A 23,705-nucleotide genomic window follows, 5' to 3' on the forward strand; every position below is an offset into this window, starting at 1 on the left:
TTTTTGGCGAAATTATTGATCACCAAGGGCCATGAACGTTCCCTTCTTGCGTTAACTAATTGTTATTTATATCAAATTCGTGGGGATACCTCAGGCTCTGACCCCTTTTAGCTAAAAAGCCAAGCTCGACGCATCAGCGGCTCTCTAAAGATACGGCAAAACAAGAAGCTATCACACTGATTGTGCATACCGTCCGCAGGGTCAGACCCCTTAAAAAGTAGCACATCGTTCAAACAACCACATCACTTGATGTTTAAGGGCTCTGACCCTAGTCGTAACAGGCAAACTAGCTAGGCTTTGAAATATTTTTTAAGACAGGCATACGAAAAAGCCAGGCACATATAAAAACTAATAAGCACGGTACTTCTAACGCTTATTCTCCGTTATTTATTACACAATAAAGACAGGCTCTGCCCTTAAGTTGTTACTGACCAAGGTGCTGGCATCTATGCTCTTGATAATAGGGGTAGGCACTCTTTTTATTCAAGACAGGCATATATAAAAACCAACAACCACAAGCCCTTCAGGACTTTTCGTTTTATTCGTTCTATTTCTTCTATACTTAATGTTTGTTTTCTCAAGGAAGAGGAACGGATATGCCAATGCCCCGACGTCAGCAAGTGTGCTTAGACGATACCCCGTATTACCACTGTGTTGCTCGATGTGTGCGTCGTGCCTTTTTGTGCGGTGAAGACCCGCATACTGGAGCGAGTTACGAGCATCGACGAGATTGGGTAGAGCGGCGCTTGTTGTTCCTAGCCAGTGTGTTTTCCATCGATGTCTGTGCTTATGCGGTGATGAGCAACCATCTTCATGTAGTGCTGCATATTGATTCTGAGACGGTGAAAAACTGGTCTGTCGTTGAGGTTTTAGAGCGTTGGCATAAACTTCATAAAGGCACGACCTTTACTCAACGATATCTGCTTGGTGGCACACTGCCTGCGTATGTGGTTGCGCTAGCAGAAGCGGCGGCAGAAACTTACCGAGAACGCTTAACAGACCTAAGCTGGTTTATGAAAGAGCTCAACGAACCCATCGCTCGGCGATCTAACCTAGAAGACGAATGCACTGGGCACTTTTGGGAAGGGCGCTTTAAATCCCAGGCTTTATTGGATGAAGCCGCCCTGATCGCTTGCATGGCCTACGTGGATTTAAATCCAGTAAGGTCAGGCATCAGCGACACACCAGAAGAATCAGATTTCACCAGCATTAAGAAACGAGTAGCAGCCGTGAAAGAGAACAGCCAACCTAAAGCGCTGTATGCTTTTGTTGGGAATTCAAAACACGATATGCCTAATGGATTGCCTTTTAAACTCGCAGATTACTTAGAATTAGTCGATATGACTGGGCTCATTGTGAGAGAAAGCAAAAAAGGCTCGATTGATGCCTCCTTGCTTCCCATCTTGCAGAGGTTGAATATATCCTCTGAAAACTGGCTTTGTATTGCTACTGAATTTGAGGCGAGAACAGGCCGGGTCGTCGGGCAAGAATTATCCATAGATCATTACTGTGAATCCCACCATAGAAAGCGGTATCGTAAAAGTAGTCAGTTACTTATTTAACGAAAATAGTCGATTAGAATACAGTGGATCAACTTCTGGCTGAGATCTTTTTGTAACTAAAAAAGGTCAAGCAGCATTGTTATTGAAGAATAGTGTGATACTCCCTCTCGCACACTTATTTTTATCCTGTATATTTTGATTTATTAGTGATGAGTGATTTCAGCAGTGTGCCCAATATATTGTTTTTATTAACTATATAAGATGCCTGTCTTTGTTTTGTTTGTTTTGTTACTCGCCGTTTAAGGGCTCTGAACCTCGTCGTAACCGCTGAACTCGTTAGCGCCCAACGCTCTCGTGCTTAGCGCCAAAAGTCGCATGCGCCATCACTTTCTAAAGAGCCGTACCTCGACGCGTTAGCGGCTCTCTAAAAGGTACTGCAAAAAAAGAACCTCTCGCACTGACCTTATTCATACTGTCCAATAAGTGTGTCTAATTGCCAATGCACGCCTGTGACTAAACAGCTAAAATCGTAGTCTATTACCTTAGCGTGATATCGCTATTCAACTTTGGGAAGTCCAGAGCTTTTAACACCATATTACTCTGTGTCTTTTTCTCATTATAAAAAACCTCCAATAAGGCAGTGCCATTATTGGAGGTTTTTTGTTTTTACTTTTTTGGTGTGCGTAAAAACTTATTCTATTTGTGCGTTGTCAACAATATGGTTGTCGCCAATGTCTTTTGGTAAGACTAGATTAAGAATAATAGCAACGATGCCGCATAGGCTGATGCCTTGTAAGTTAAACTCGCCAATGCCAAAGGCCATTCCGCCAATACCAAAGACTAGTGTAACGCCGACAATAACAAGGTTACGTGATTTATGAAGGTCTACTTGGTTTTTAATTAACGTGTTGAGTCCAACCGCCGCTATGGAGCCAAATAATAAAATCATAATGCCTCCCATAACAGGCAGGGGAATGGTTTGTAATAAGGCACCTAGTTTGCCAACCCAGGCAAGGACAATCGCGGCAATTGCTGCCCATGTCATGATCACGGGGTTAAAAGATTTAGTGAGCATGACAGCCCCAGTGACTTCGCTGTAGGTTGTATTTGGCGGCGCGCCTACCATGGCTGCTGCCATAGTAGCGATCCCATCTCCTGCGATGGTGCGATGCAAGCCTGGTTTTTTCAAGTAATCTTTGCCAGTGACACTGGAGATAGAAAGTATATCGCCTACGTGCTCTATCGCAGGTGCGATGGCCACAGGAATCATAAATAAAATGGCGTTTATATTAAACTCAGGAGCGGTAAAGTTTGGCATAACAAACCAAGCGGCTTGATGAACCGCATCGAAGTTAACAATGCCGAATAGTAAGCTTAATGAGTAACCCACGATAATACCGCCAAAAATAGGCAGTAGTTTAAAAATACCTTTACTAAAGACACTGATAAAAATAGTCGTTAATAAAGAGGCAAGTGCGATCCAAATAGAGAAATCTGCATTGACCAGTTGAGCAGCCCCATCACCACTTTTCCCCATAGCCATATTGACAGCTGTTGGGGCTAAGCCTAAGCCAATAACCATAATAATAGGGCCAATGACGACGGGTGGTAATAGACGGTGTATAAAGCCTGCGCCTCTTAACTTAATAAGAGCCCCTAAAATAACATAAACAAATCCAGCAGCAATTAACCCGCCCATGGTGGAGGCTAAGCCCCAAGTTTGGATGCCGTATAGAACGGGAGCGATAAAGGCAAACGAAGACGCTAGAAAAATAGGCACGGTGCGACGTGTGACAACTTGAAAAAGCAAAGTCCCTATACCGGCACCAAATAAAGCCACATTCGGATCAAGGCCTGTTAGTAAGGGAACTAATACTAAAGCGCCAAATGCAACAAATAGCATTTGGACGCCTAATATGGCGTTTTTCATTGGTTTTTCCTTTGTCATGATTAAGTGCTGAGGATTTTATCTATTTGCAATGGCAGACGTACAGGGTCAGAGCCGCTAAAAAGCAATCCATGATTCAATTATCTGCATGATTAGACATTCAAGGGGGGATTTTAAGTGTAATCAGCAGACACACCAACAATAAATGCAGTGGCTGGATGTACTTCAGTGCGATAAGCCTGCCTCTAGAGTTCGCTTACTCATTACCGTGATAGTTTGAGTTCATTTTACGCTAGGGGATAAAACAGGTGGTTATACATAAAAAGCCCAGCATTCGCTAGGCTTTTTATGTATAAATGTTGGCTGAGTGACGTGATTAGCGAGTGCTGTCTGCAAGATCGCTTAGTAGCGTTCGTTGCGCACTGCGGTATTCACCTTTTCTCGGCTTAGACAATTGATAAGAGCCATCGCTTTGCAGTATCCAGCTTTGGGTGTTATCCGACAGGTAGAGTTCCAGTTCTTTCTTCACACGACGAGACAGTTTCAGGTCTTGTAACGGGAAGGCGACTTCAATACGGTTGTTTAGGTTTCGGTCCATGCCATCGGCGCTGGACAGATAAACCTGAGGGTTGCGGTTGTTGTAGAAGTAGTACACCCGAGTGTGCTCTAAGAAACGGCCGATGATGCTGCGCACACGGATATTAGAGGAGATGCCTTTAATACCTGGGCGTAGCGTACAGATACCACGAACAATCAAATCTATTTTCACGCCTGCTTGCGAGGCTTTATACAGAGCTTGTACCAAGCGTTGCTCAGTGAGCGAGTTGACCTTGATAATGATTCGAGACGGGTCGCCTTTTTGCGCGTTTTCTGCCTCGCGATTAATCATGTCTAACAAGCGATCGCGTAGTGTGAAAGGGGCGTGTAGCAGCTTTTTCACTTTGAGTTCTTTGCTCATGCCTGTCAATTGCTGGAAGACGCGATGCACATCGTCTCCGGTTTCTTTGTCGCAAGTGAGGAAGCTGTAATCCGTATAAAGACGCGCATTACCAGCGTGATAGTTACCTGTGCCTAGGTGAACATAACGGGTTAATTCTGCGCCTTCTCTGCGTACGATGAGTATCATTTTGGCATGGGTCTTGTGACGAACGACGCCATAAACAACAATCGCTCCAGCGTCTTGTAGACGACTGGCTAAGGCTAAGTTTTCGGCTTCATCGAAGCGTGCACGCAGCTCAATGACCACGGTAACTTCTTTGCCGTTTCGCGCGGCCTCGACCAGTGCATTCGCAATGGGAGAGCGTGCTCCTGTACGGTATAGAGTTTGACGAATTGCCACCACATGAGGGTCTTTCGCTGCATCACTGAGTAAGTCGATAACAGGGGAGAAACTCTCAAATGGGTGCATTAAGAGGTAGTCACGTTGTCGAATTGCTTCGAATATGCCGCCTGAGCTGGCCAGTTTTCTTGGCAGTCCCGGAGAAAAAGGAGGGTACATAAGATCTGGACGGTCGACCAGTTCGAGTACTGCCATCAGACGACTTAAGTTAACAGGACCATCTGTTTTGTAGAGGTCTTGAGTTTCTAAATCAAATTGTTTGAGCAGAGAGTCGATGATGTGCGTAGGGCAATTATCAGCGATCTCAAGGCGTACCGAGCTGCCATAATGGCGGCTTTGTAATTCTGTTCTGAGCGCCCCGGCTAGATCGACACCAATGTCATCAGAGTCGACTTCTAAGTCGGCATTTCGTGTCAGACGGAATTGGAAACAACCTTTTACTGTCATCCCAGGGAATAATTGATCGGCATGGGCGTGAATGATGGAAGATAGGAAGACGAGGTTGTCGCCACCTTCAGACACATCATCTGGCATTTTGACAAGGCGAGGCAGAGAGCTTGGTGCTGGCACAATGGCGAGACCATTTTCTCGTCCAAATGCATCACGACCTTCTAGTTCAACAACAAAGTTAAAGGTTTTGTTGGCGAGACGAGGGAAGGGGTGTGCAGGGTCAAGGCCTATCGGGCTAATAATAGGTAAGACATTGTCACGGAAGTAACGTTTGGCCCAAGTAGACTGTTTTTCATTCCATACTGAACGGCGAATAAATTTAACGTCTTCGGCGGCAAGTTTCGGAAAAATAATATCGTTGAGAATACGGTATTGGCGGCGCACTAACTTGTGGGCCTGTTCGCTGATCAAACTCAGCACTTTCTTTGGGTGCATGCCATCAGGACCGTTTTTTTCACGGCTGTATTCTAATTGACTTTTTAGTCCGGCAACGCGGATTTCAAAGAACTCATCCATGTTTGAACTAAAAATGCACAAGAAGGTGAGACGGTTCAGAATGGGGTGGTTTTCATCCATGGCTTGTTCAAGAACGCGCGCATTGAACTGTAAGTGGCTTAACTCACGGTTAAAATAGAGCTCAGGGTCTGCGAGATCAATTTCTTCAGGCAAACGTTCTTCTAAAGAGACCTTGCTCGGGTCCTGCGGCTGTTCTGGAATGGGCTCCAGCACGAGCTCTTCCCCACCAATTTCCTTCGTTGGAATAGGGGTGATTTCCTTTTTATCCACTTCATTTACTGACTGTTCTGACATGCCTTTTTATCACTCCCAAATACCGTCATCTTATATTATTGGTATTGAACTAATGCCCACTCGTAAATGAGTAGGCATTAACTTACAAATTACACCAACACAGCCAGAAGGTCACCGTCTCTTTGATCTTATTTACATCCTAACAGGAGTATTTTGACATTGTATGAGAAGGACTTAGGGCTATGACTGGGCCTTTAGTATGCGTGCTGCGTCTTTTGCAAAATAGGTTAAGATTCCATCCGCGCCGGCACGTTTAAACGCCAACAGAGATTCCATAATGACGCTGTCTTTGTCGAGCCAGCCATTTTGAAAAGCGGCCATATGCATGGCGTATTCTCCACTGACTTGATACACAAAGGTTGGGACCTCAAGTTCGTGTTTGACTCGACGTACCAGATCCAAATAAGGCATTCCTGGTTTAACCATGACCATATCCGCGCCTTCGTCCAGGTCGAGTAGCACCTCACGAATGGCTTCGTCTGAGTTGGCTGGGTCCATCTGGTAAGTCGATTTATTGCTCTTACCAAGGTTGCCGCTTGAGCCGACAGCGTCACGAAAAGGGCCGTAGTATGCGGAAGCGTATTTAGCGGAATACGCCATGATCATGGTGTTGGTGAAGTTTTCAGCTTCAAGCTCTTCTCGGATTTCGCCAATGCGCCCATCCATCATGTCCGATGGTGCGATCACATCTGCCCCGGCTTTTGCATGAGACAAGGCTTGTTTTACGAGCACTTCAATGGTGGTGTCATTAAGCACGTAACCTGAGTCATCTATGATGCCATCTTGGCCGTGTGTGGTGAATGGATCCAGTGCCACATCCGTCATTACCCCCAATTCAGGGAAGGCTTCTTTTAGCGCGCGAACAGCACGTTGCGCTAAGCCATTTGGGTTGTAGGATTCTTCTGCCATCAGGGATTTTTTCTCTGCGGACACCACAGGGAAAAGTGCCACCATAGGAATACCAAGGTCGACCAGTTCTTGCGCTTCTTTTAATAAAAGATCAATTGAAACACGTTCAATACCAGGCATAGAGGCGACGGTCTCACGGACGTTTTCTCCTTCTATGACAAACATAGGGTAGATTAAATCGTCTGCCGTTAAGCGGTTTTCACGCATCAGGCGACGAGAAAAATCATTTTTGCGCATGCGGCGCATGCGAGTGTATGGAAAAGTCATCCATCAGCTCCTATTTTGCTATTCGTTAATGTACTTAATTTGTATGACAGTGATAAGTCAGACAAGCGAGTACCGCGTTGTTTTTTGATCTTAGATTCATCTCATTAGGCTAAGTTAGCCTCGGCCTCTTCCAGCTCTTCTTGTAACTCGAACCAGGCTTCTTCATTTTCTTCTAGCGACTTTTTCCATTTGGCTTCATCGCTGAGAAGGGCTTGTAGCTTTTCTCTTTGATCCGCCTCATACAATGATGAATCCGCCATGGATTCAGAAATGGTGTCGAGGTGTTTTTGCGCTGTTTGGACGGCTTTTTCATACTTTTCAACTTGCTTGCGCAAGGGGCGCAGTTTCTCTCGCAGTTCAGCGGCTTTACGGCGTTCTTCTTTGCGATCAACTTTTTCGACTTTCTCTTGCGTGGCGTCGTTCTTTTCCGCTTGCGCAGCGGACGCTTGTCGAGCTTGCAACCAAGCATGGTAGGCACTTAAGTCACCATCAAAGGCTTGGATTTGATGATCAGCCACCAGATAGAACTCGTCGACGGTACTGTTGAGTAGGTGACGATCGTGGGACACCACGAGAATGGCGCCTGGAAACTCTTGCAGCGCCTCTGTTAAGGCTTGGCGCATGTCTAGATCCAAGTGGTTGGTTGGCTCATCGAGTACCAGTAAGTTCGGTCTAGTCCAAGCGATTAGCGACAGTGCCAGGCGTGCTTTTTCACCGCCAGAGAAGCCTTTTACTGCTCTTAGGGCGTCGTCGCCAGTAAAGCCAAAGCCTCCCAAATAACGACGAATATCACTTTCTAGTATTTTCGGAGACAGGCGTTGAATGTGCAGAAGAGGCGACGCTTCAAGGTCAAGTGCGCTCAATTGATGCTGAGAAAAGTAGCCAATTTTCAGGTTTTCGCCCGTGATGCGTTCGCCGTTTAATAAAGCGAGCTCTCCTACGATGGATTTGATCAAGGTGGATTTACCCGCACCATTCGGGCCCAGTAAGCCTATGCGTTGACCATCACGGATGGCAAAGTTGGTGTCGCCAAGTTGAACCACTTTGGCGCCTGACTCTAAGGTGTAACCTAGGTTTGCTTGCGACAAATTGATGAGCAGCTGAGAGGTTTTTTCTGCCACAGGGATAGAGAACTCAAATTGAGAGTCTATGTGGGCAGGGCCAATGATTTCCATCTTTTCTAGCATGCGTAAACGGCTTTGTGCTTGCTTGGCCTTATCGGCTTTGTAGCGGAATCTATTCACGTATTCTTGCATGTGCGCGCGTTTTGCTTGCTGGCGCTCATGGTTGGCTTGTTGTTGGGCAAGGTGCTCAGCGCGCTGGCGCTCGTAATTTGAGTAGTTGCCTTTATAAAGGACCAGTTTTTTCTGGTATAGGTGAACGATATGGCTACAAATGCCGTCTAGAAAATCACGGTCATGGGAAATCAATAATAAGGTGCCTGGGTATTGGCGTAACCAGTTTTCCAGCCACATAACAGCGTCTAAGTCTAAGTGGTTGGTTGGCTCATCGAGTAGCAGCACATCAGATGGGCACATGAGGGCTTTTGCTAGGTTGAGACGAATCCGCCAACCACCCGAAAAGTCTGACACTGGCTTTTGCATATCGGTCATTTTAAACCCTAAACCTTGTAACAAGGTTTCCGCTCTAGACTGTGCAGAGTAGCCGTGTGCGGTTTCGAATTCTCCTAACCAATGAGCGTGATCGTGGTTGTTGCCTTGCGCTTGCGCTTGTTCAATGTGCGCTTCGATTGTTCTAAGTTGGTCGTCTCCATCGAGACAATAATCCAGTGCGCTGCGCTGTGTTTCTTCGACTTCTTGAGCCATAAACGCAATGCGTCTATTCCCCGGCAAAATTACGCTGCCGGTGTCTGCCCCTAAATCGCCTTTTACCATCGCAAACAGGGAGGATTTACCTGCCCCGTTGGCGCCAATCAAACCGACTTTTTGACCTTCAAAAATAGTGAGATCGGCGTCTTCTAAAAGAAATTGTGTACCTCGTTGTAAACTGACTTCGCTAAATTGGATCATAAAAACAGAGAATCTCTTTGGTATCGATGATTAGGAGCTAGGTTAAAAGCAATGCTTAGCATTTTAGAGTGGCGCTGCATTAAACGAAATAGGGAAGGCAAAGATTCCCTGTTAATACACGGTTTAAAGTGGATGATTCAGACGCTCAAGGGTAAAATGCGCGCAATATCCATTTGAACTTTTACTCGTGTCGTGTATCGGCACAAGGTGAACTTTGTGAACGATGTAATAATCAATGAAATTCAACGCTTTTCTTTCGACAATACCAATGTTCGAGGTGAGCATGTTGTTTTGAATAGTGCGTACCAAGAGATAATCAAGCGTAAAAATTACCCAATCGGAATTGAAAAATTATTGGGTGAATTCGTGGCTGCGATTGCGCTATTAAGAGACATCATCAAGATCGATGGTGTGTTGTCGATTCAGGCCAAAGGCAATGGCTTTTTGTCCACGTTAATGACTGAGTGTGATGAGTTGCAAAACTTGCGAGGCATTGCCCAATGGGATGAAACGCAAACCGTCCCTGACACTATTTCGTTAAAAGAAGTGTTAGAAGGGGGTTACTTGGTGATTACCATCAGTCCACGTAATGGACAGCGTTATCAAGGGATTGTGGAAATTGTTGGTGACACATTAGCGGAATGTTTAGAGCAATACTTTTATCAATCTGAGCAGTTGCCTAGCCGAGTGTGGTTAGCCGCTAATGGTGCGCAAAGCGCGGGCTTGTTCTTACAGCGCCTGCCTGCTGAGCAAGCACAAAGTGGCGATGAAGATGCTTGGGAGCGTTTTACACACCTTGCGGCCACGGTGAAAGACGAAGAACTTCTGGGACTGGACACCGAAACCTTACTTCACCGTTTATATCATGAAGAAGAAGTGCGCCTTTATGAGCCAAAAGCCTTGCAGTTTGGCTGTTCTTGCTCTCGTCAGCGTACTTTGGATGCGGTTATTTCGATTGGTGCTGATGAAGTTCGTCAGTTATTGATTGAGCAAGGGTCTATTCAAGTGGACTGTCAGTTTTGTGCAGAGCAATATGAGTTCACAGCAGAAGACTTGGTGGATCAGCTAGGTGACCAAGCGCAGACTCATTAAATCTGCGCTGACTGTTAGAACTTGGCGTGGTTGATTAGATCACGCCAAGTAATTATGCCTAGGAGGTGGTTTTCTTCATCAACCACAGGCACGCAAGAAATATCTACGTGTTTCATCCAGGTGACAATTTCACTTATTGGGGAATCGGCTTTCGCCGTAATAGGCTGGCGAGTCATGACCTGATGGGCCGCATGATTCAGTGTCTCAGTGTCGCGAGGCTGCTCTGAGAGACTGTCAATGAAAGGGCTGATGGTTCGTAATAAGTCCCGATCAGAAATAATCCCAACCAGTATTTCGTTCTCTACAACGGGCAAATGGTGAAAGTGGTTTTGCGCCATAATCGCTTTGACTTCGGGCAAGCGAGCGTCAATGTCCACACAAATTACATCACGTACCATGATATCTTGAGCTTTCATACGACACCTCCATTCAAATAGAGAGAATTGATTCTATTTATACTGAATATTGTTTTATAAAGATAGTAGAAAAACAGCGTAAAAGTATTAAACATATGTGTCGAAATACGCTGATATTGTTACTAAAAGTAGATAAAAATCTGCCTTTATAGAGAAGTGGAGTAAAACAAATGGAGATCTTAGACTAAGGTCTCAAGACATTATTAATAAAATCCGTATAATTAAATCACACCTACTCAGACTCCTTGCTAGGTTGTTCGTTTTTGAGTTTTGCATACCATAATTTTGCAAACAAAGGCGTTCTGAGATGAGTGACGAGAAAGCATCGCAGTTCCTCTAATGTAGCACCACTGCTGGCCAAAAGCCTCCTTTACTCATCACTCTCAAATCCATTGGCTATGACACGGCGAAATCATATGACCTCAAACTCTGTAGACGTTTTACTAGTCGGGGGGGGTGCAATGAGCACTACCCTAGGAATGTTACTCAAGCAACTGGATCCAAGTCTTGCCATTACCATGGTCGAGAAATTGGACAGCATTGCCAAAGAAAGTACTGATGGCTGGAACAACGCAGGAACTGGCCACGCTGCCTATTGTGAGCTTAATTACACCTCAGAGAATGCCGACGGCAGTGTTAACATTGATAAAGCGGTTAAGATTAATGCAGCATTTGAGGTCAGTCTTCAGTTCTGGTCCTACCTTGTTGAACAAGGCAAATTACCTGCACCAAAAGAATTTATAAACCGTGTACCACACCAAAGTTTTGTTTGGGGTGAAGACAATGTTAGAAAGCTAAAAGCACGTTACGACGCGATGAGTGCGCATCCAGCATTTAAAGAAATGCAGTTCACGGAAGATCGTGAAAAAATGCAGGAATGGATGCCTTTGATCATGAACAATCGCGCTCAAAATGAGCCTTTAGCGGTGACGCGTATTGAGCATGGATCGGATGTTAATTTTGGTTCCATTGCTCGTAATATGACCAAAAATCTTCAAGCTATGGACAACTTTGAGCTACACATCAACTCTGAAGTGACTAGCATCAAGAAGAACCAAGATGGCACTTGGGATGTACTGGTTCATCATAATGGCACAACACAGCGTTTCCACACTAAATTCCTTTTCTTAGGCGCTGGTGGCGGGGCATTGCCTTTACTGCAAAAAGCCGGTGTCGAAGAAGGCAAAGGATATGGCGGTTTCCCTGTCAGTGGGCAATGGTTGGTTTGTGAAAAACCTGAATTAGTTGAACAGCATTTTGCGAAAGTTTATGGTGCGGCACCGATTGGTGCGCCACCAATGTCTGTTCCTCATTTAGACACACGTATCATTGATGGCAAAAAAGCCATTTTGTTTGGGCCATTTGCTGGCTTCACGACAAAATTCTTGAAGACTGGCTCAATGTTAGACTTCCCTTTGAGCATACGACCAGGCAACTTGAAGCCTATTTTGTGTGTGGGTAAAAACAACATGGACCTGACGAAGTATCTGATCAGTGAAGTGCTTAAATCCCATAAAGATCGTTGTGATTCTTTGCGTAATTTCTTCCCTGATGCAAAAGATGAAGATTGGAAATTAGCTTACGCAGGCCAACGTGTTCAGATTATCAAAAAAGACGATAAATCGGGCGGTAAGCTGGAGTTTGGAACCGAAGCAATCACCACGAAAGATGGCTCATTAGCCGCGCTATTAGGGGCATCACCAGGTGCGTCGACTACGGTTAATACCATGATCAACATCTTGGAAACGTGTTTCCCTAAAAAGATGGCGTCTAAAGAGTGGCAAGCTAAAATGAAAGAAATGGTGCCTTCTTACGGTCAATCTTTGGTCGAAAACACAGATCTTCTGTTGTCTATCCGTGAGCGAACCTTGACGACATTGCAGTTAAAACCATAACCGCCATGAGTACGATAAAAAGCTGGGTTTTCATACCCAGCTTTTCTATATGTATCGAATGTAAAAAATGAATAAGAGAATAGAGATGCCAATAACCTTTGCAGAACGCGCGGATCAGTTGAGTGATTCCCTACGAGATATTGAACACCAAGCAGAAGAGGGCGACCAATTATTTTATTGTGCTTACCTTTTAGGATTATTAGGGCTTCATAGCAGCGCTGAAGGTGAAGGTTCTGATCAGTTTGACAGTGCCTTTGAAGGAACGCTAAGAGACACACTAGAAGCAGAAAATGTAACGCCTGAAGATCAAGCCAGTATTCTAGAGCTATGGGAACAGACTTGTAAGCATTCAAAATAATGACTTCGATTGCGTGCAAGACATAAAAAAACGAGGCCATGGCCTCGTTTTTTTATGTCTTATTTGTCGTTATCCAGTCGCTTACAACTTAGGCTTGTCTGGATGAGGTGCGTAGGCAAAGACATCGGAGAAACAGCGATCTGTAGCGAGTCCCTTCAACTCTAATTGGTCTAACGTGCCATATACCATGCCAACAGAGCCACTGATAAACGCGACGCTATTGCTAAGATCAGGATGGTCTTCTAGCACCGCCTCATAGAGCCAGCCAGTACGACCTTGCCATTGCTCGTCGGCTTCATTGACGACAATATCAAGCGAGAAGGTGTGTTCACTTTGCGCCTGTTTAACCCACTCTTGCATAAAAATGTCGCTCGGTGTTCTGAGTCCCCAGTAAAGAGAAACATGGCCTTTAAAGCCCTGCTCGATCAAGCTGTCGTACAAGCTTTTCATTTGTGAAAAACCCGTGCCGCCAGCAATCAGCAGAATGTGCTCTGCTTCTTCGATAAACGCACCACTTTCTAAGTGACTATCGCCGCCAGGCATTTTGACCATAATACTGTCGTTTGTATTGATATGCTCAATGACTTTTTGGGCAAGCGAGCTTGGGTCAGAAACCAGAATGTATAAGGTAAGCGTAGGTAGAGTGTGGGGTGCACTCCCAATAGAATAGGGAACCTGCTCGCCTGTCGGCAAAACAATCATCAAATATTGACCCGCAATAAATGGTGTTTCGTCTATCTCTAGTTTTACTTCATAGACATTGTGATTAATCAGTTCAACCGAACTGACTTTGGCTGTTACGTCTTTCAATTTATTGCTCCGCTGCAAGTCTCACTCACTTGCTCAGTGAGTATAAAACTGTCCTAATCGAGTACCTTGTTATACTGGTAATTTAGGTGAAAAAAAACCACTTACTAAAAGTGGTTTTTTAATATCAGTGAATGATGTTATTTGTTTTTGCCCTTCATGGACTCAAAGAACTCATCGTTTGTTTTGGTGACTCGTAAGCGGTCAATCAAGAACTCTGTTGCGGCAACGTCTTCCATTGGGTTCAATAGTTTACGTAAAATCCACATGCGTTGTAGTTCATCTTCAGAAGTAAGAAGGTCTTCACGACGCGTACCAGAACGACGAATGTTGATCGCAGGGAAAGTGCGCTTCTCAGCAATTTTGCGATCTAGGTGCAATTCCGAGTTACCCGTACCTTTAAATTCCTCAAAGATAACTTCGTCCATTTTAGAGCCGGTATCCACCAATGCTGTTGCAATAATGGTTAAGCTGCCGCCTTCTTCAATGTTACGTGCAGCACCAAAGAAGCGTTTAGGACGTTCTAGGGCGTTGGCATCCACACCACCGGTTAATACTTTACCGGAAGAAGGGATAACCGTGTTGTAAGCACGAGCAAGACGGGTAATAGAGTCAAGCAAGATAACAACATCACGTTTGTGTTCTACCAAACGTTTCGCTTTTTCAATCACCATTTCGGCAACTTGTACGTGACGGCTTGGCGGCTCATCAAACGTCGATGCAACCACTTCGCCACGAACAGTACGTGACATTTCGGTTACTTCCTCAGGGCGCTCATCGATCAGCAAAACAATCATGTGACACTCTGGATTATTGCGAGTGATGGCATTAGCAATGTTTTGCAGCATGAAGGTTTTACCCGCTTTAGGAGGGGAAACCACTAGCGCACGCTGACCTTTACCCATAGGCGCAACAAGATCAATGATGCGAGAAGTAACGTCTTCTGTTGAGCCGTTACCCGCTTCCATTAATAGGCGTTCATCAGGGAAAAGAGGGGTTAAGTTTTCGAAAAGAATTTTGTTACGAACACTTTCAGGTTTGTCGAAGTTGATTTCGCTGACTTTTAATAGTGCAAAATAACGTTCGCCATCTTTTGGTGGTCGAATCTTTCCGGCAATCGTATCGCCAGTACGTAAGTTAAAGCGACGAATTTGGCTAGGTGATACATAAATATCGTCAGGCCCTGCTAGGTAGGAGCTATCTGGAGAACGTAGGAAGCCAAAGCCGTCTTGCAGAATCTCTAGGATACCGTCGCCATAAATATCTTCACCACCTTTAGCATGTCGCTTAAGTATGGAGAAAATGACATCTTGCTTGCGCGAACGGGCCATGTTGTCTAGGCCCATTTCTGCAGCGATATCTAAGAGTTCGTGTACTGATTTCTGTTTTAATTCGGTAAGGTTCATAAACGGGTTTTGCATTAGCTCATCTTAGAAGGACAATTGACGGGATCAGGTTGTAACATTAACGCCGATCAGTGTCTGGAAGTATTTAACAACATATCAGCTACTCGGCACCGAGGAACCTGCGAAGAATGACTCTCTTGCGTTGGTTGCTCTGAAACGGGCCCGGATAGGGCAAAGCCAATACAGCGTGAAACGATTTGATTGGAGTCTTAATCTAGCTCGCGTACACCAGATTTTACTAAGACCATAGCTACTATAGTGCGACTTAAACGCAAGGTCTATAGTGAAAAGCGCGAAAAAGCCAATTTCTGATAATTTTTTGATCAAACACACGGAGTTTTTATTTTTTACTCTGTCCTATCTTATATTCTAGATTACGATGTTTTCTAGGAGGTTTAATGAATGAAAAAAACCAAGACCAATAGCAAGGTCATTGCCTTAGCACTTCTTATTATTATCGAGTACACCTGATATACTTCTTAGCTCAAGACCATGACTTAAGGCGTTCTGGATGCAATCACTCTTCTTGCAACAATCTCATGATTTTCCTTTTGAAAAAATTGCAGCTATTGACCTAGGCTCAAACAGTTTCCACATGGTAATTGCTCAAGTTACCCACGGGCAGTTACGTATAACGAGTGAGTTTGGTGAAAAAGTGCAGCTGGCTGCAGGCTTGCACCACGGTATTTTAGATGAAGAGTCTCAGCAAAGAGGGCTAGATTGCCTCGCACAGTTTGCACAAGTCATTGAAGACATGCCCGCGGGTTCGGTTCGAGTGGTGGGGACAAATGCCTTACGCTCAGCTAAGAACCGGTATGACTTTATTGGCAAAGCCATGGACATAATGAGCCATCCGGTTGAGATTATCGCGGGTCGAGAAGAAGCTCGTCTTATTTATGTCGGTGTGTCGAAAACCATGGACCATGGTGAATTAAAACGCCTTGTCGTCGATATTGGTGGAGGCAGTACCGAGTTTATTATAGGCAAGCAGTTAGAACCTATTTTGACAGAAAGCCTGCACATGGGGTGTGTGAATTTCCGTCAACGTTTCTTTGCTGATGGCAGCATTACCAAATCCAATTTCCAAAAAGCCGTCACGGCGGCTCGTCTAGAGTTGCTAAGCATACAAGACGACTATTTAGATGAGCAGTGGGATATCGCCATTGGCTCTTCAGGTACCATCAAAGCCGCCTTCAACATTATTAAAGAAAATGGCTGGAGTAAAAAAGGCATCACACCGAAGACGCTGAAACAAATTCAGAAAGCCTTATTAGAAGCGGGTCATGCAGATAATATTGACCTTCCGGGATTGAAGCCTGAGCGTAAAAATACGTTTGCTGCTGGTATTGCGATTCTGACCGCCGTTTTTGAGTGTTTTGATATTAAGCAAATGGATTTCTCTGTCGGTGCCTTACGCGAAGGGGTGCTGTACGACATCATGGGCCGTTATGCCGAGTCTGATATCCGTGAGCGAACGGTTAACTACATGCTTAACCAATATCATATTGATACTGAGCAGGCGAAATTAGTGACCCACACCGCGTTATCCGCGCTTGCTCAAGTCAAAGACAATTGGCAGCTGAAAAGTATTTCCAGTGAAGATTTGTTGCGTTGGTCAGGCCTTCTCCATGAGGTTGGTGTCGGCATTTCACACAGCCGTTATCACAAACATGGCGCCTATATTATCAGTGAGTCTGATATGCCAGGCTTCTCCCAGCAAGAACAACAAGCTTTGGCGAATCTTATTTTGCGCCATCGTCGAAAGTTTACCCAGTCTCTGGAATATAAATTCACCAAAAGCGATCAGCAAGATTTAGATCGTTTGTCTATTTTACTCCGCTTATCTATCTTGCTTCATAATGACCGTAAAGAAGGTGATATGCCGATTTTTACGTTAAAAGCAGGGGATAAAAGCTTACATGCGGAGTTTTTGCCTAATTGGTTAGACAGTCGTCCTCTTACTTTGGCGAACTTGCAGCGCGAGGCAGATTATCTGGCGAGTGACGGTTATACGCTGACGTTTAGCTAGCGATTACTTTGTTCGCTTTTGTTGGCCATTGCTTCAATAGAACGATAGATAGCAATGGCCTCTTCATGGCTCAGTCCTAACCAGCGGGTTGGCGCCCTTACGCTGGAAGACAGGCTTACATACTCCTGATTGGGCTTTACGTCTGCACCCTGTTGAAATTGATCACTCATGAACCTTGCTTGGCTAGACAAATGCAGTGTGCTGCGGGCGTGAGAGGAATCTGTCTGATTACTAAAGCCAGAATGCGAAGACTTGCTTGGTAACAGCTTATGCCAGTCCGAGTTTGAAATTGGGGAGATTGCCATTGCACGCTCTCCTATTTTAGGGAGTGTTGCTTAATTATTAATCAGCCCTGTTCAAAAAACAATCTATTCCAGATTTAGCCTTAATCGTTCCATTCATTCAAAAAACGCGGTTATTCTTCATAAAAGAGCGAAATAGGCGGTTTTTACAGACTTCTTATTTGTCACACAAAACCTATCGTTACCGGCCCATCAAGCAAATATTAACCCTTTTTATATCAAGTATTTAATCCCTCATAAACGAAAACAAAAGTTGGCGTGAGTCTTGAATAAGTTTGTGTGGCTTAACGAATTATTCGTGACTCTGTTCTTGCATTGGAATGCACTTAGAAGCCTGCAATATGGCTTTCTTAGCAAGGAGAGCAATACCGGCTGAGGGAATGTATGTCAGATTTTTATTGGTTATTGGTCGCATCGGCTTTGGTGTTTATGATGCAGGCGGGGTTTTTGTGCTTAGAAAGCGGCCGTATCCGCAGCAAGAATAGTATCAATGTCGCGGCGAAGAACATTTCAGATTTCATTATTTCCAGCGTGATATTTTGGCTCTTTGGCTTTGGCATCATGTTTGGAGAATCCAATTTAGGGCTGTTTGGCAGCAGCGAATTTGTCTTTGGCGAGGACAACTCTCCTTGGCAAATAAGCTTCTTTCTTTTTCAAATGATGTTTTGTGGCACCGCCGCAACACTCACCTCTGGTGCCGTTGCTGAGCGCATGACCTTTATGGGGTACTTGGCGATTACGGCCGTGCTCATTGTGCTTATCTATCCGGTAACGGGGCATTGGGCGTGGTCGGGAGCCTATGATTCACAAGCTCAACAGGGATGGTTAGAGTCACTGGGCTTTATTGATTTTGCAGGATCGACCGTGGTGCACTCTGTTGGCGGCTGGGTGGCGCTAGCGGCCATTATGATCATAGGACCTCGTCTAGGACGCTTTGAACAAGGTATTCGACTGCCTCCAGGCAACAACTTGCCCTTGTCTGCTTTGGGGGTGTTGCTGATTTGGTTTGGTTGGATTGGTTTTAATGGTGGCAGTACATTGGCACTGACCGATGATGTGCCGATTATTATTTTGAATACGTTTTTATCTGCTGTGTGGGGCGGTTTAATTGCGGCATTGATCAACTATGTACGAGATGGCTTTGTTGAGGTCGGGTTTATTTTAAATGGTACTATCGCAGGCCTAGTCGGAATTACGGCGTCTTGTCATGTGGTGTCACCGGCATCATCGGCGATTATTGGTGCCGTATCAGGAGGTATTGTGTATTACGGCAGCCTCTTAATGGAGCGGCTGCACCTTGATGATGCACTTGATGTGGTGCCCGCCCACCTCTTTGCTGGCATATGGGGCACGCTAAGCGTTGCCTTGTTTGGTGATGCAGACAAGATTCAAACAGGGCTAAGTTTTTACCAGCAGCTGGGTGTTCAATCGCTGGGTATTGTTGTGATTGGCGTGTACTGTTTTGTCGTCGCTTATGGTGCCATGTGGTTGCTTAATAAGGTACTGCCACTGAGGGCGTCGAAGGAGCACGAAGAGCAAGGCATGAACGTGTCTGAACATAGGGCTACGACAGAGCTTTTTGATCTCTTAACCTCGATGCAATACCAGCAAAATAATGCAGATTTCTCTTTCCCCGTTCCTGAGGAGCCGTTTACTGAAGTAGGGCAAATTGCTCATAAGTACAACCAAGTGATTGAGCGAGTAAACGGTGAAATAGCCCAGCGCGACGATGCTTTATTGCGGTTTCAAAAGAGCGAAAGGCGCAAAACCGCGATTCTTAATTCGTCGATGGATTGCATTGTGACTATTGATCAACAAGGCGATGTGATTGAGTTTAACCCCGCTGCGGAGCGGACGTTTGGCTGCCTTAAAAAGCAGGTAGTAGGCAAAAGTTTTATTGATAGTTTTATTCTGGAAGAAGACAGATCTGCTATTTTGGAAAGCTTAGAAATAGGTTTTTCTTCCTCGATGGGGCTAGTGCTTAATCGCCGTAACTCATTTCGTTTGCAAAGAGACCCACATAATCATTTCCCCGCTGAAATTGCGATTACAAAAACTGGCGTCGATAACAGTCGCGCCAGCAAAGAAGAATACACCCTTCATATTCGGGACGTTACACGGCAATTTAAACTTCAGGAAAGGCTGCGTTTTCTTGCCTATAGTGACCCATTAACCAGCTTGTACAATCGCACTTATTTGATGGATAAATTGGTCAGCGCACTGCTTTTCGCATCCAAGCAACATAGCCAAGTAGGCTTGTTATTTTTAGACTTGGACAAATTTAAAACCATCAATGACACCCTAGGTCATAAAGCGGGTGATGAGTTGTTATGCGAAGTGGCGGAGCGCCTAACTCAAGTCTCTGATGAATCCGATATGGTGGCTCGTTGGGGAGGCGATGAGTTTATTTTAATCATGACTCAAGATGTCTCTTATCAGTCTGCTAAAAAGCGTGCGGAATGCATTTTACAGGTAATGCGAGCGCCGGTTAACTTAAAGGGTCAGTTGTTAAACATACCAACCAGTATCGGTATTTCATTGTCTGATGGGGGAGCAACCGACGCCGACAAATTGATTCAGCAAGCGGACATTGCCATGTACTGGGCGAAGGAAAAAGGTCGAGACAATGCTCAGGTGTTTGCGCCAGAAATGGCGACCGTCGTCGTGAAAAAGTTTGGTTTTGAACAGGAGATGCATGAAGCGCTTGCGGCAGGACAATTTCGTTTAGATTATCAGCCAAAAGTGTGGATGGATAGTGAGCGTATTGTTGGCTTAGAAGCCCTGATTCGCTGGCATCATCCGACAAAAGGGTTGATTTCTCCTGCGGACTTTATCCCGATTGCAGAAGAGTCGAACCTGATTATCAAAATAGGCGAATGGGTCATTGAGGAGGCGCTAAGACAGCAAGCTGAATGGCGAGAAATGGGGCTACGCTTAGTGCCCATTGCGGTCAATATTTCAGGACGTCATCTTGTGCTAGGCAGTTTTGTTTCTTATCTCTCAAGCAAGCTGGAAGACTACGGGATTACTGGAGCTTTGCTGGAGATTGAAATTACCGAAAGCGTTCTATTGCAAGATATTGACCGCTGTATCGAGGTAATGGAAGCGCTAAAAGCGATGAATATTACTATTTCGGTTGATGATTTTGGTACTGGTTACTCTTCTTTGAGTTATTTAAAACGGTTGCCTTTGGATGTGTTAAAAATAGACCAGTCATTCGTAGAGGAATGTGGCAAGCACACTGAAGACACCACCATTTGTGAAACCATCATTCATTTAGCGCGCAATTTGAAGCTGGTGACGGTAGCGGAAGGTGTTGAGACGGCTGAGCAAGCGGCACTATTGAAACAAATGGGCTGTCTGATTTATCAAGGCTATTATTTTTACCGACCAATGCCCAGTTTAGACACGGCAGCGCTGCTGGATAAAGCCGATTAGGCCTATTTTTCTTTATTAATTAAAACAATTAGTTAAAAATAAATTATAACAACAGCTACAAAACTCATACGTTCTTTCTTAATGCTTACTTTGTCTTTAAATAGTGATATTGTTCTAAAATAATGACCAGTGTGACGTCTCGTTAATCTCTAGGTTCGACAGCAAACCTTTAGTACTGCATCCTCATTGCCATGAATGGTACGAGCGGTAACACTTGGCCTACGCCACATATTCGCGCTTTTGACAGGGATATTTTTATGAGCCGAGATACACTTCCAATCGAACACTTTTTTTATACCGAGCCCAGTTTAGAAAAAATCTTAGAAAACCTAGATGTTATTCGTCATCAAATTCACCCTGAGATAACAGATGATACGTCTGATTTTGAACAGAACTTCCCGTCGGTTTGTTTGGTTGGATTAGGCCGCTGTGGCTCTAACATCGCGTTAGAAGTTGCCACGTTAGTTTACAACGCTCGTACCAGCTATTTGAACGAAGTTGAGTATCATGAGAAGCAAGTGCTCGAAAATGAGCATAAGCCGATGCGCTGGATTCGAAAGCATCTACCGATGGATAAGAAGTCCAATACAACGCCTGTGTTTTTGATTGAACCTATTGTTTTATTGGGAGATTTAGACAAAGACATTGAAGGGCGCATTCGTTTCTCCAATCAGGAAGGGCGAGCACGCTTTTTAGAAGCGTATCGTAAACTGCAGATTATGGACCTCTCTGAGGTGCATGCTGGTGGAGCGGGTAATGCGCCAATTTTGGGGCAATATTTGGCCAAAATAATCCTCAACAAAGACACTTCTAGTTTTAAAAATGAGAAGTGGAGCCAATTGCATTCTTACCTAGTCGATTCCTGTGGCATTAAAGCGAATCAATCACGCCTGTACTTTTATATTTTTAGTGCGGGTGGTGGTACGGGGTCTGGCATGGCATCTGAGTTTGGTTTGGCTCAACAGTTTTCCTATCTAAGTAAAACTTTTGATTATCGAGTGGAAGAGAAAAACGCGGTGGATAAACGCCACAGCTTTGTCTTCGAACCTATTTTTACCTCCGGTATTTGTATCTTGCCGAATATTTCAGGGCGCAATATCGATATCTCTGAGGCCTTGCACATTAATGCGGGTCGCTTGCTCACTAAGTACGTATCCGAAGAATGGGATTTCTCGTACAACGAAGAGCGTGATAATGACCAGGTGCCAGAAAATGTGATGCAACGTATTCGCCCTTGGAATTCCATGATGTTGATTTCTAACGATATCATGCGATATGCAGAAGAAGAGAATGGCAACGAAATCGATGATATCGATGTTAATACCATGGAGAAATATGCCAACCAGTACATTTCCCAACAGATCTTCAATATCTTAACAGCGCAGGCTGTTACCACGGATTACGATGAAGATTACTTCCGTCGTGCAGGAATTGATATCTCAGAAACCATTCGCCTCGATGCTAATGATTTGTTTATGAGTCTTGCCGGTCCGGTTGCTGTGGCGTATGCCGAAAGTGTGGTGCGTAATAATGGATTGAATAACGAAGTCGATATCGATGACCTATTTTGTCGCTCTATTGAGTTACCGCATTTCAATGACGATACTTCTGCGATAGAGGGCATCAGTGTATTGCCTGTGGAATCTGAGCGTTATCGCCAAGCGATCATGGAATATCGTAAAAGCGAGTATGATGCCAGCACGCTCAATCATCTTCACTTCTTTAAGAACTGTTCGTCCGTGGTGTCTATTATTTCTGTGCCGCGAGATTTCAAACTCTCGTTTACAGCGATGAACCGTCTAAAAGTCCATTTGAACCGCTTGTTCCCTAATACAACGTTGAAACGTTATGCCTTGGTTATAGGCGCGTCTGCTAACTTGTCCTTGACCACACTGGTCGCCAAAAGTCCGTGTTTAAGTGATGACTTCTTAACGCTAATGGTTGCGTATATGAAGCGTTGCTTCGCCCGTGATGAATATCGTTACACCGATGAAATTGATAATGCGGTGATTGGCTTTATTCAAAGCGATGAGTTTGATGAAGATATGGTGGATAAGTATTTTACCGAGTATGAAAATCCAGCCAAAATTCTGGATACAAATTGGTACGCGATTAAGCCAATGTATGAGAAAAAATACCGAGAGCTGATAGAAGACAACGATCGTTTTGTTTCTATTAACGATATTCGTCTCGACATTAAAAACGTGAAAAATGCGATTAAGTATTTACGTGAGATTTATCGCCATAGGATCAGTAAGACGAACATATTGTCCTTGAACTAAGCTATTGGTATGGAATGCGCCTTTTGTTAGGCCAAAATTTGTTAGGCCAAAAAAATCCCCTTTTAACGTCATCGTTAGAAGGGGATTTTTTTTGTCTTTGATATCGACAACCCATACTCTACTTAGGCGGGTTATCTCGATTACGCATGCTGTCAACCAAGGCTTTACCACGGGTTTTGTTCAGTGGTTTGATCTCATGGTGAATCGCTGTTTTAGCAATCATATTAGCGGCCACAGGGGCGGTAATAAGAAGGAACAGAGTAATCAGCAGTTCTTTAATGGAAACGAAGTCCTGCAAGTAACTCTGCAGAATCATTGATGCGATTAAGACACCAGTAATACCCAAGGTTGAAGCTTTGGTTGGGCTATGCAAGCGCATATAAATATCTGGTAAACGGGCCAATCCATAAGAGCCAACCAATAAGAAAAGGCCACCGATCAGCAATAAGACACAAACAATAATTTCGAGAAATAAAGGCATAACA

16 protein-coding genes are annotated in these 23,705 nt (G+C 44.6%); 7 read left to right on the plus strand and 9 right to left on the minus strand.

The annotated features are described in order from the left end of the window. Positions 1-596 precede the first annotated feature (596 nt). Positions 597-1,562 carry a transposase gene (locus tag ACIGBN_RS00005; RefSeq protein ID WP_396662933.1) on the plus strand — a complete coding sequence of 322 codons (966 nt, stop codon included), beginning with the start codon at positions 597-599 and terminating at the stop codon, positions 1,560-1,562. 631 nt (positions 1,563-2,193) lie between these two features. Here ACIGBN_RS00005 and ACIGBN_RS00010 read toward each other — a convergent pair. From ACIGBN_RS00010 to ACIGBN_RS00025, 4 genes are all read right to left on the minus strand, one after another. Next, positions 2,194-3,432, minus strand: coding sequence for a uracil-xanthine permease family protein (locus ACIGBN_RS00010; protein WP_396662935.1), 1,239 nt, complete (start codon positions 3,430-3,432; stop codon positions 2,194-2,196). Positions 3,433-3,766: 334 nt separating this feature from the next. Continuing rightward, the gene (gene ppk1, locus ACIGBN_RS00015; protein WP_133002071.1) at positions 3,767-5,989 is read right to left on the minus strand and encodes a polyphosphate kinase 1; all 2,223 of its coding nucleotides are present in this window, start codon (positions 5,987-5,989) and stop codon (positions 3,767-3,769) included. Positions 5,990-6,169: 180 nt separating this feature from the next. Then, positions 6,170-7,165, minus strand: a complete 996-nt coding sequence (gene hemB, locus ACIGBN_RS00020) for a porphobilinogen synthase (RefSeq protein WP_396662937.1) — start codon at positions 7,163-7,165, stop codon at positions 6,170-6,172. Positions 7,166-7,269: 104 nt separating this feature from the next. Beyond that, complete coding sequence (locus ACIGBN_RS00025) at positions 7,270-9,195, minus strand: ABC-F family ATP-binding cassette domain-containing protein (RefSeq protein ID WP_133002069.1); 1,926 nt, start codon at positions 9,193-9,195, stop codon at positions 7,270-7,272. A 216-nt stretch (positions 9,196-9,411) separates the two neighbouring features. On the opposite strand from ACIGBN_RS00025, the gene hslO reads away from it, so the two are divergent. Then, entirely contained in the window at positions 9,412-10,287 is an 876-nt protein-coding gene (gene hslO / locus ACIGBN_RS00030) for an Hsp33 family molecular chaperone HslO (RefSeq protein WP_243711924.1), read from the plus strand. 14 nt (positions 10,288-10,301) lie between these two features. Here hslO and ACIGBN_RS00035 read toward each other — a convergent pair whose 3' ends face one another. After that, positions 10,302-10,703 carry a CBS domain-containing protein gene (locus ACIGBN_RS00035; RefSeq protein WP_396662939.1) on the minus strand — a complete coding sequence of 134 codons (402 nt, stop codon included), beginning with the start codon at positions 10,701-10,703 and terminating at the stop codon, positions 10,302-10,304. 416 nt (positions 10,704-11,119) lie between these two features. Between ACIGBN_RS00035 and mqo the strand changes: the two genes are divergently transcribed. After that, positions 11,120-12,598: a malate dehydrogenase (quinone) gene (mqo, locus tag ACIGBN_RS00040; RefSeq protein WP_243711923.1), complete on the plus strand. Its 1,479-nt coding sequence runs from the start codon at positions 11,120-11,122 to the stop codon at positions 12,596-12,598. Positions 12,599-12,683: 85 nt separating this feature from the next. Beyond that, complete coding sequence (locus ACIGBN_RS00045) at positions 12,684-12,956, plus strand: YfcL family protein (RefSeq protein ID WP_133002067.1); 273 nt, start codon at positions 12,684-12,686, stop codon at positions 12,954-12,956. Positions 12,957-13,037: 81 nt separating this feature from the next. Here ACIGBN_RS00045 and ACIGBN_RS00050 read toward each other — a convergent pair whose 3' ends face one another. Together ACIGBN_RS00050 and rho are read right to left on the minus strand one after the other, a co-directional pair. Further along, complete coding sequence (locus ACIGBN_RS00050; protein WP_133002066.1) at positions 13,038-13,766, minus strand: NAD(P)H-flavin reductase; 729 nt, start codon at positions 13,764-13,766, stop codon at positions 13,038-13,040. Between the two features lie 137 nt (positions 13,767-13,903). Further along, the gene (gene rho / locus ACIGBN_RS00055) at positions 13,904-15,169 is read right to left on the minus strand and encodes a transcription termination factor Rho (RefSeq protein WP_133002129.1); all 1,266 of its coding nucleotides are present in this window, start codon (positions 15,167-15,169) and stop codon (positions 13,904-13,906) included. Between the two features lie 511 nt (positions 15,170-15,680). Here rho and ppx point away from each other — a divergent pair. Then, positions 15,681-17,198, plus strand: coding sequence for an exopolyphosphatase (gene ppx / locus ACIGBN_RS00060; protein ID WP_133002065.1), 1,518 nt, complete (start codon positions 15,681-15,683; stop codon positions 17,196-17,198). On the opposite strand, the gene ACIGBN_RS00065 is transcribed toward ppx, so the two are convergent. Beyond that, positions 17,195-17,503: a hypothetical protein gene (locus tag ACIGBN_RS00065; protein ID WP_396662943.1), complete on the minus strand. Its 309-nt coding sequence runs from the start codon at positions 17,501-17,503 to the stop codon at positions 17,195-17,197. The two genes, ppx and ACIGBN_RS00065, sit on opposite strands and share 4 nt — an antisense overlap. A gap of 381 nt (positions 17,504-17,884) precedes the next feature. Here ACIGBN_RS00065 and amt point away from each other — a divergent pair, with 381 nt between their 5' ends. Together amt and ACIGBN_RS00075 are read left to right on the plus strand one after the other, a co-directional pair. Beyond that, on the plus strand, positions 17,885-20,938 hold the full coding sequence (gene amt, locus ACIGBN_RS00070; protein WP_396662945.1) for an ammonium transporter: 3,054 nt from the start codon (positions 17,885-17,887) through the stop codon (positions 20,936-20,938). Positions 20,939-21,195: 257 nt separating this feature from the next. Beyond that, positions 21,196-23,220 carry a hypothetical protein gene (locus ACIGBN_RS00075; protein WP_133002062.1) on the plus strand — a complete coding sequence of 675 codons (2,025 nt, stop codon included), beginning with the start codon at positions 21,196-21,198 and terminating at the stop codon, positions 23,218-23,220. A 118-nt stretch (positions 23,221-23,338) separates the two neighbouring features. On the opposite strand, the gene ACIGBN_RS00080 is transcribed toward ACIGBN_RS00075, so the two are convergent. Next, a complete protein-coding gene (locus tag ACIGBN_RS00080) occupies positions 23,339-23,701 on the minus strand; it encodes a Na+/H+ antiporter subunit G (protein ID WP_133002061.1) in 363 nt (120 codons plus the stop codon). Positions 23,702-23,705 lie beyond the last annotated feature (4 nt).

Source organism: Marinomonas sp. NPDC078689 (assembly GCF_044542435.1).
In the GTDB taxonomy this organism is placed as follows: Bacteria; Pseudomonadota; Gammaproteobacteria; order Pseudomonadales; family Marinomonadaceae; genus Marinomonas; species Marinomonas arenicola.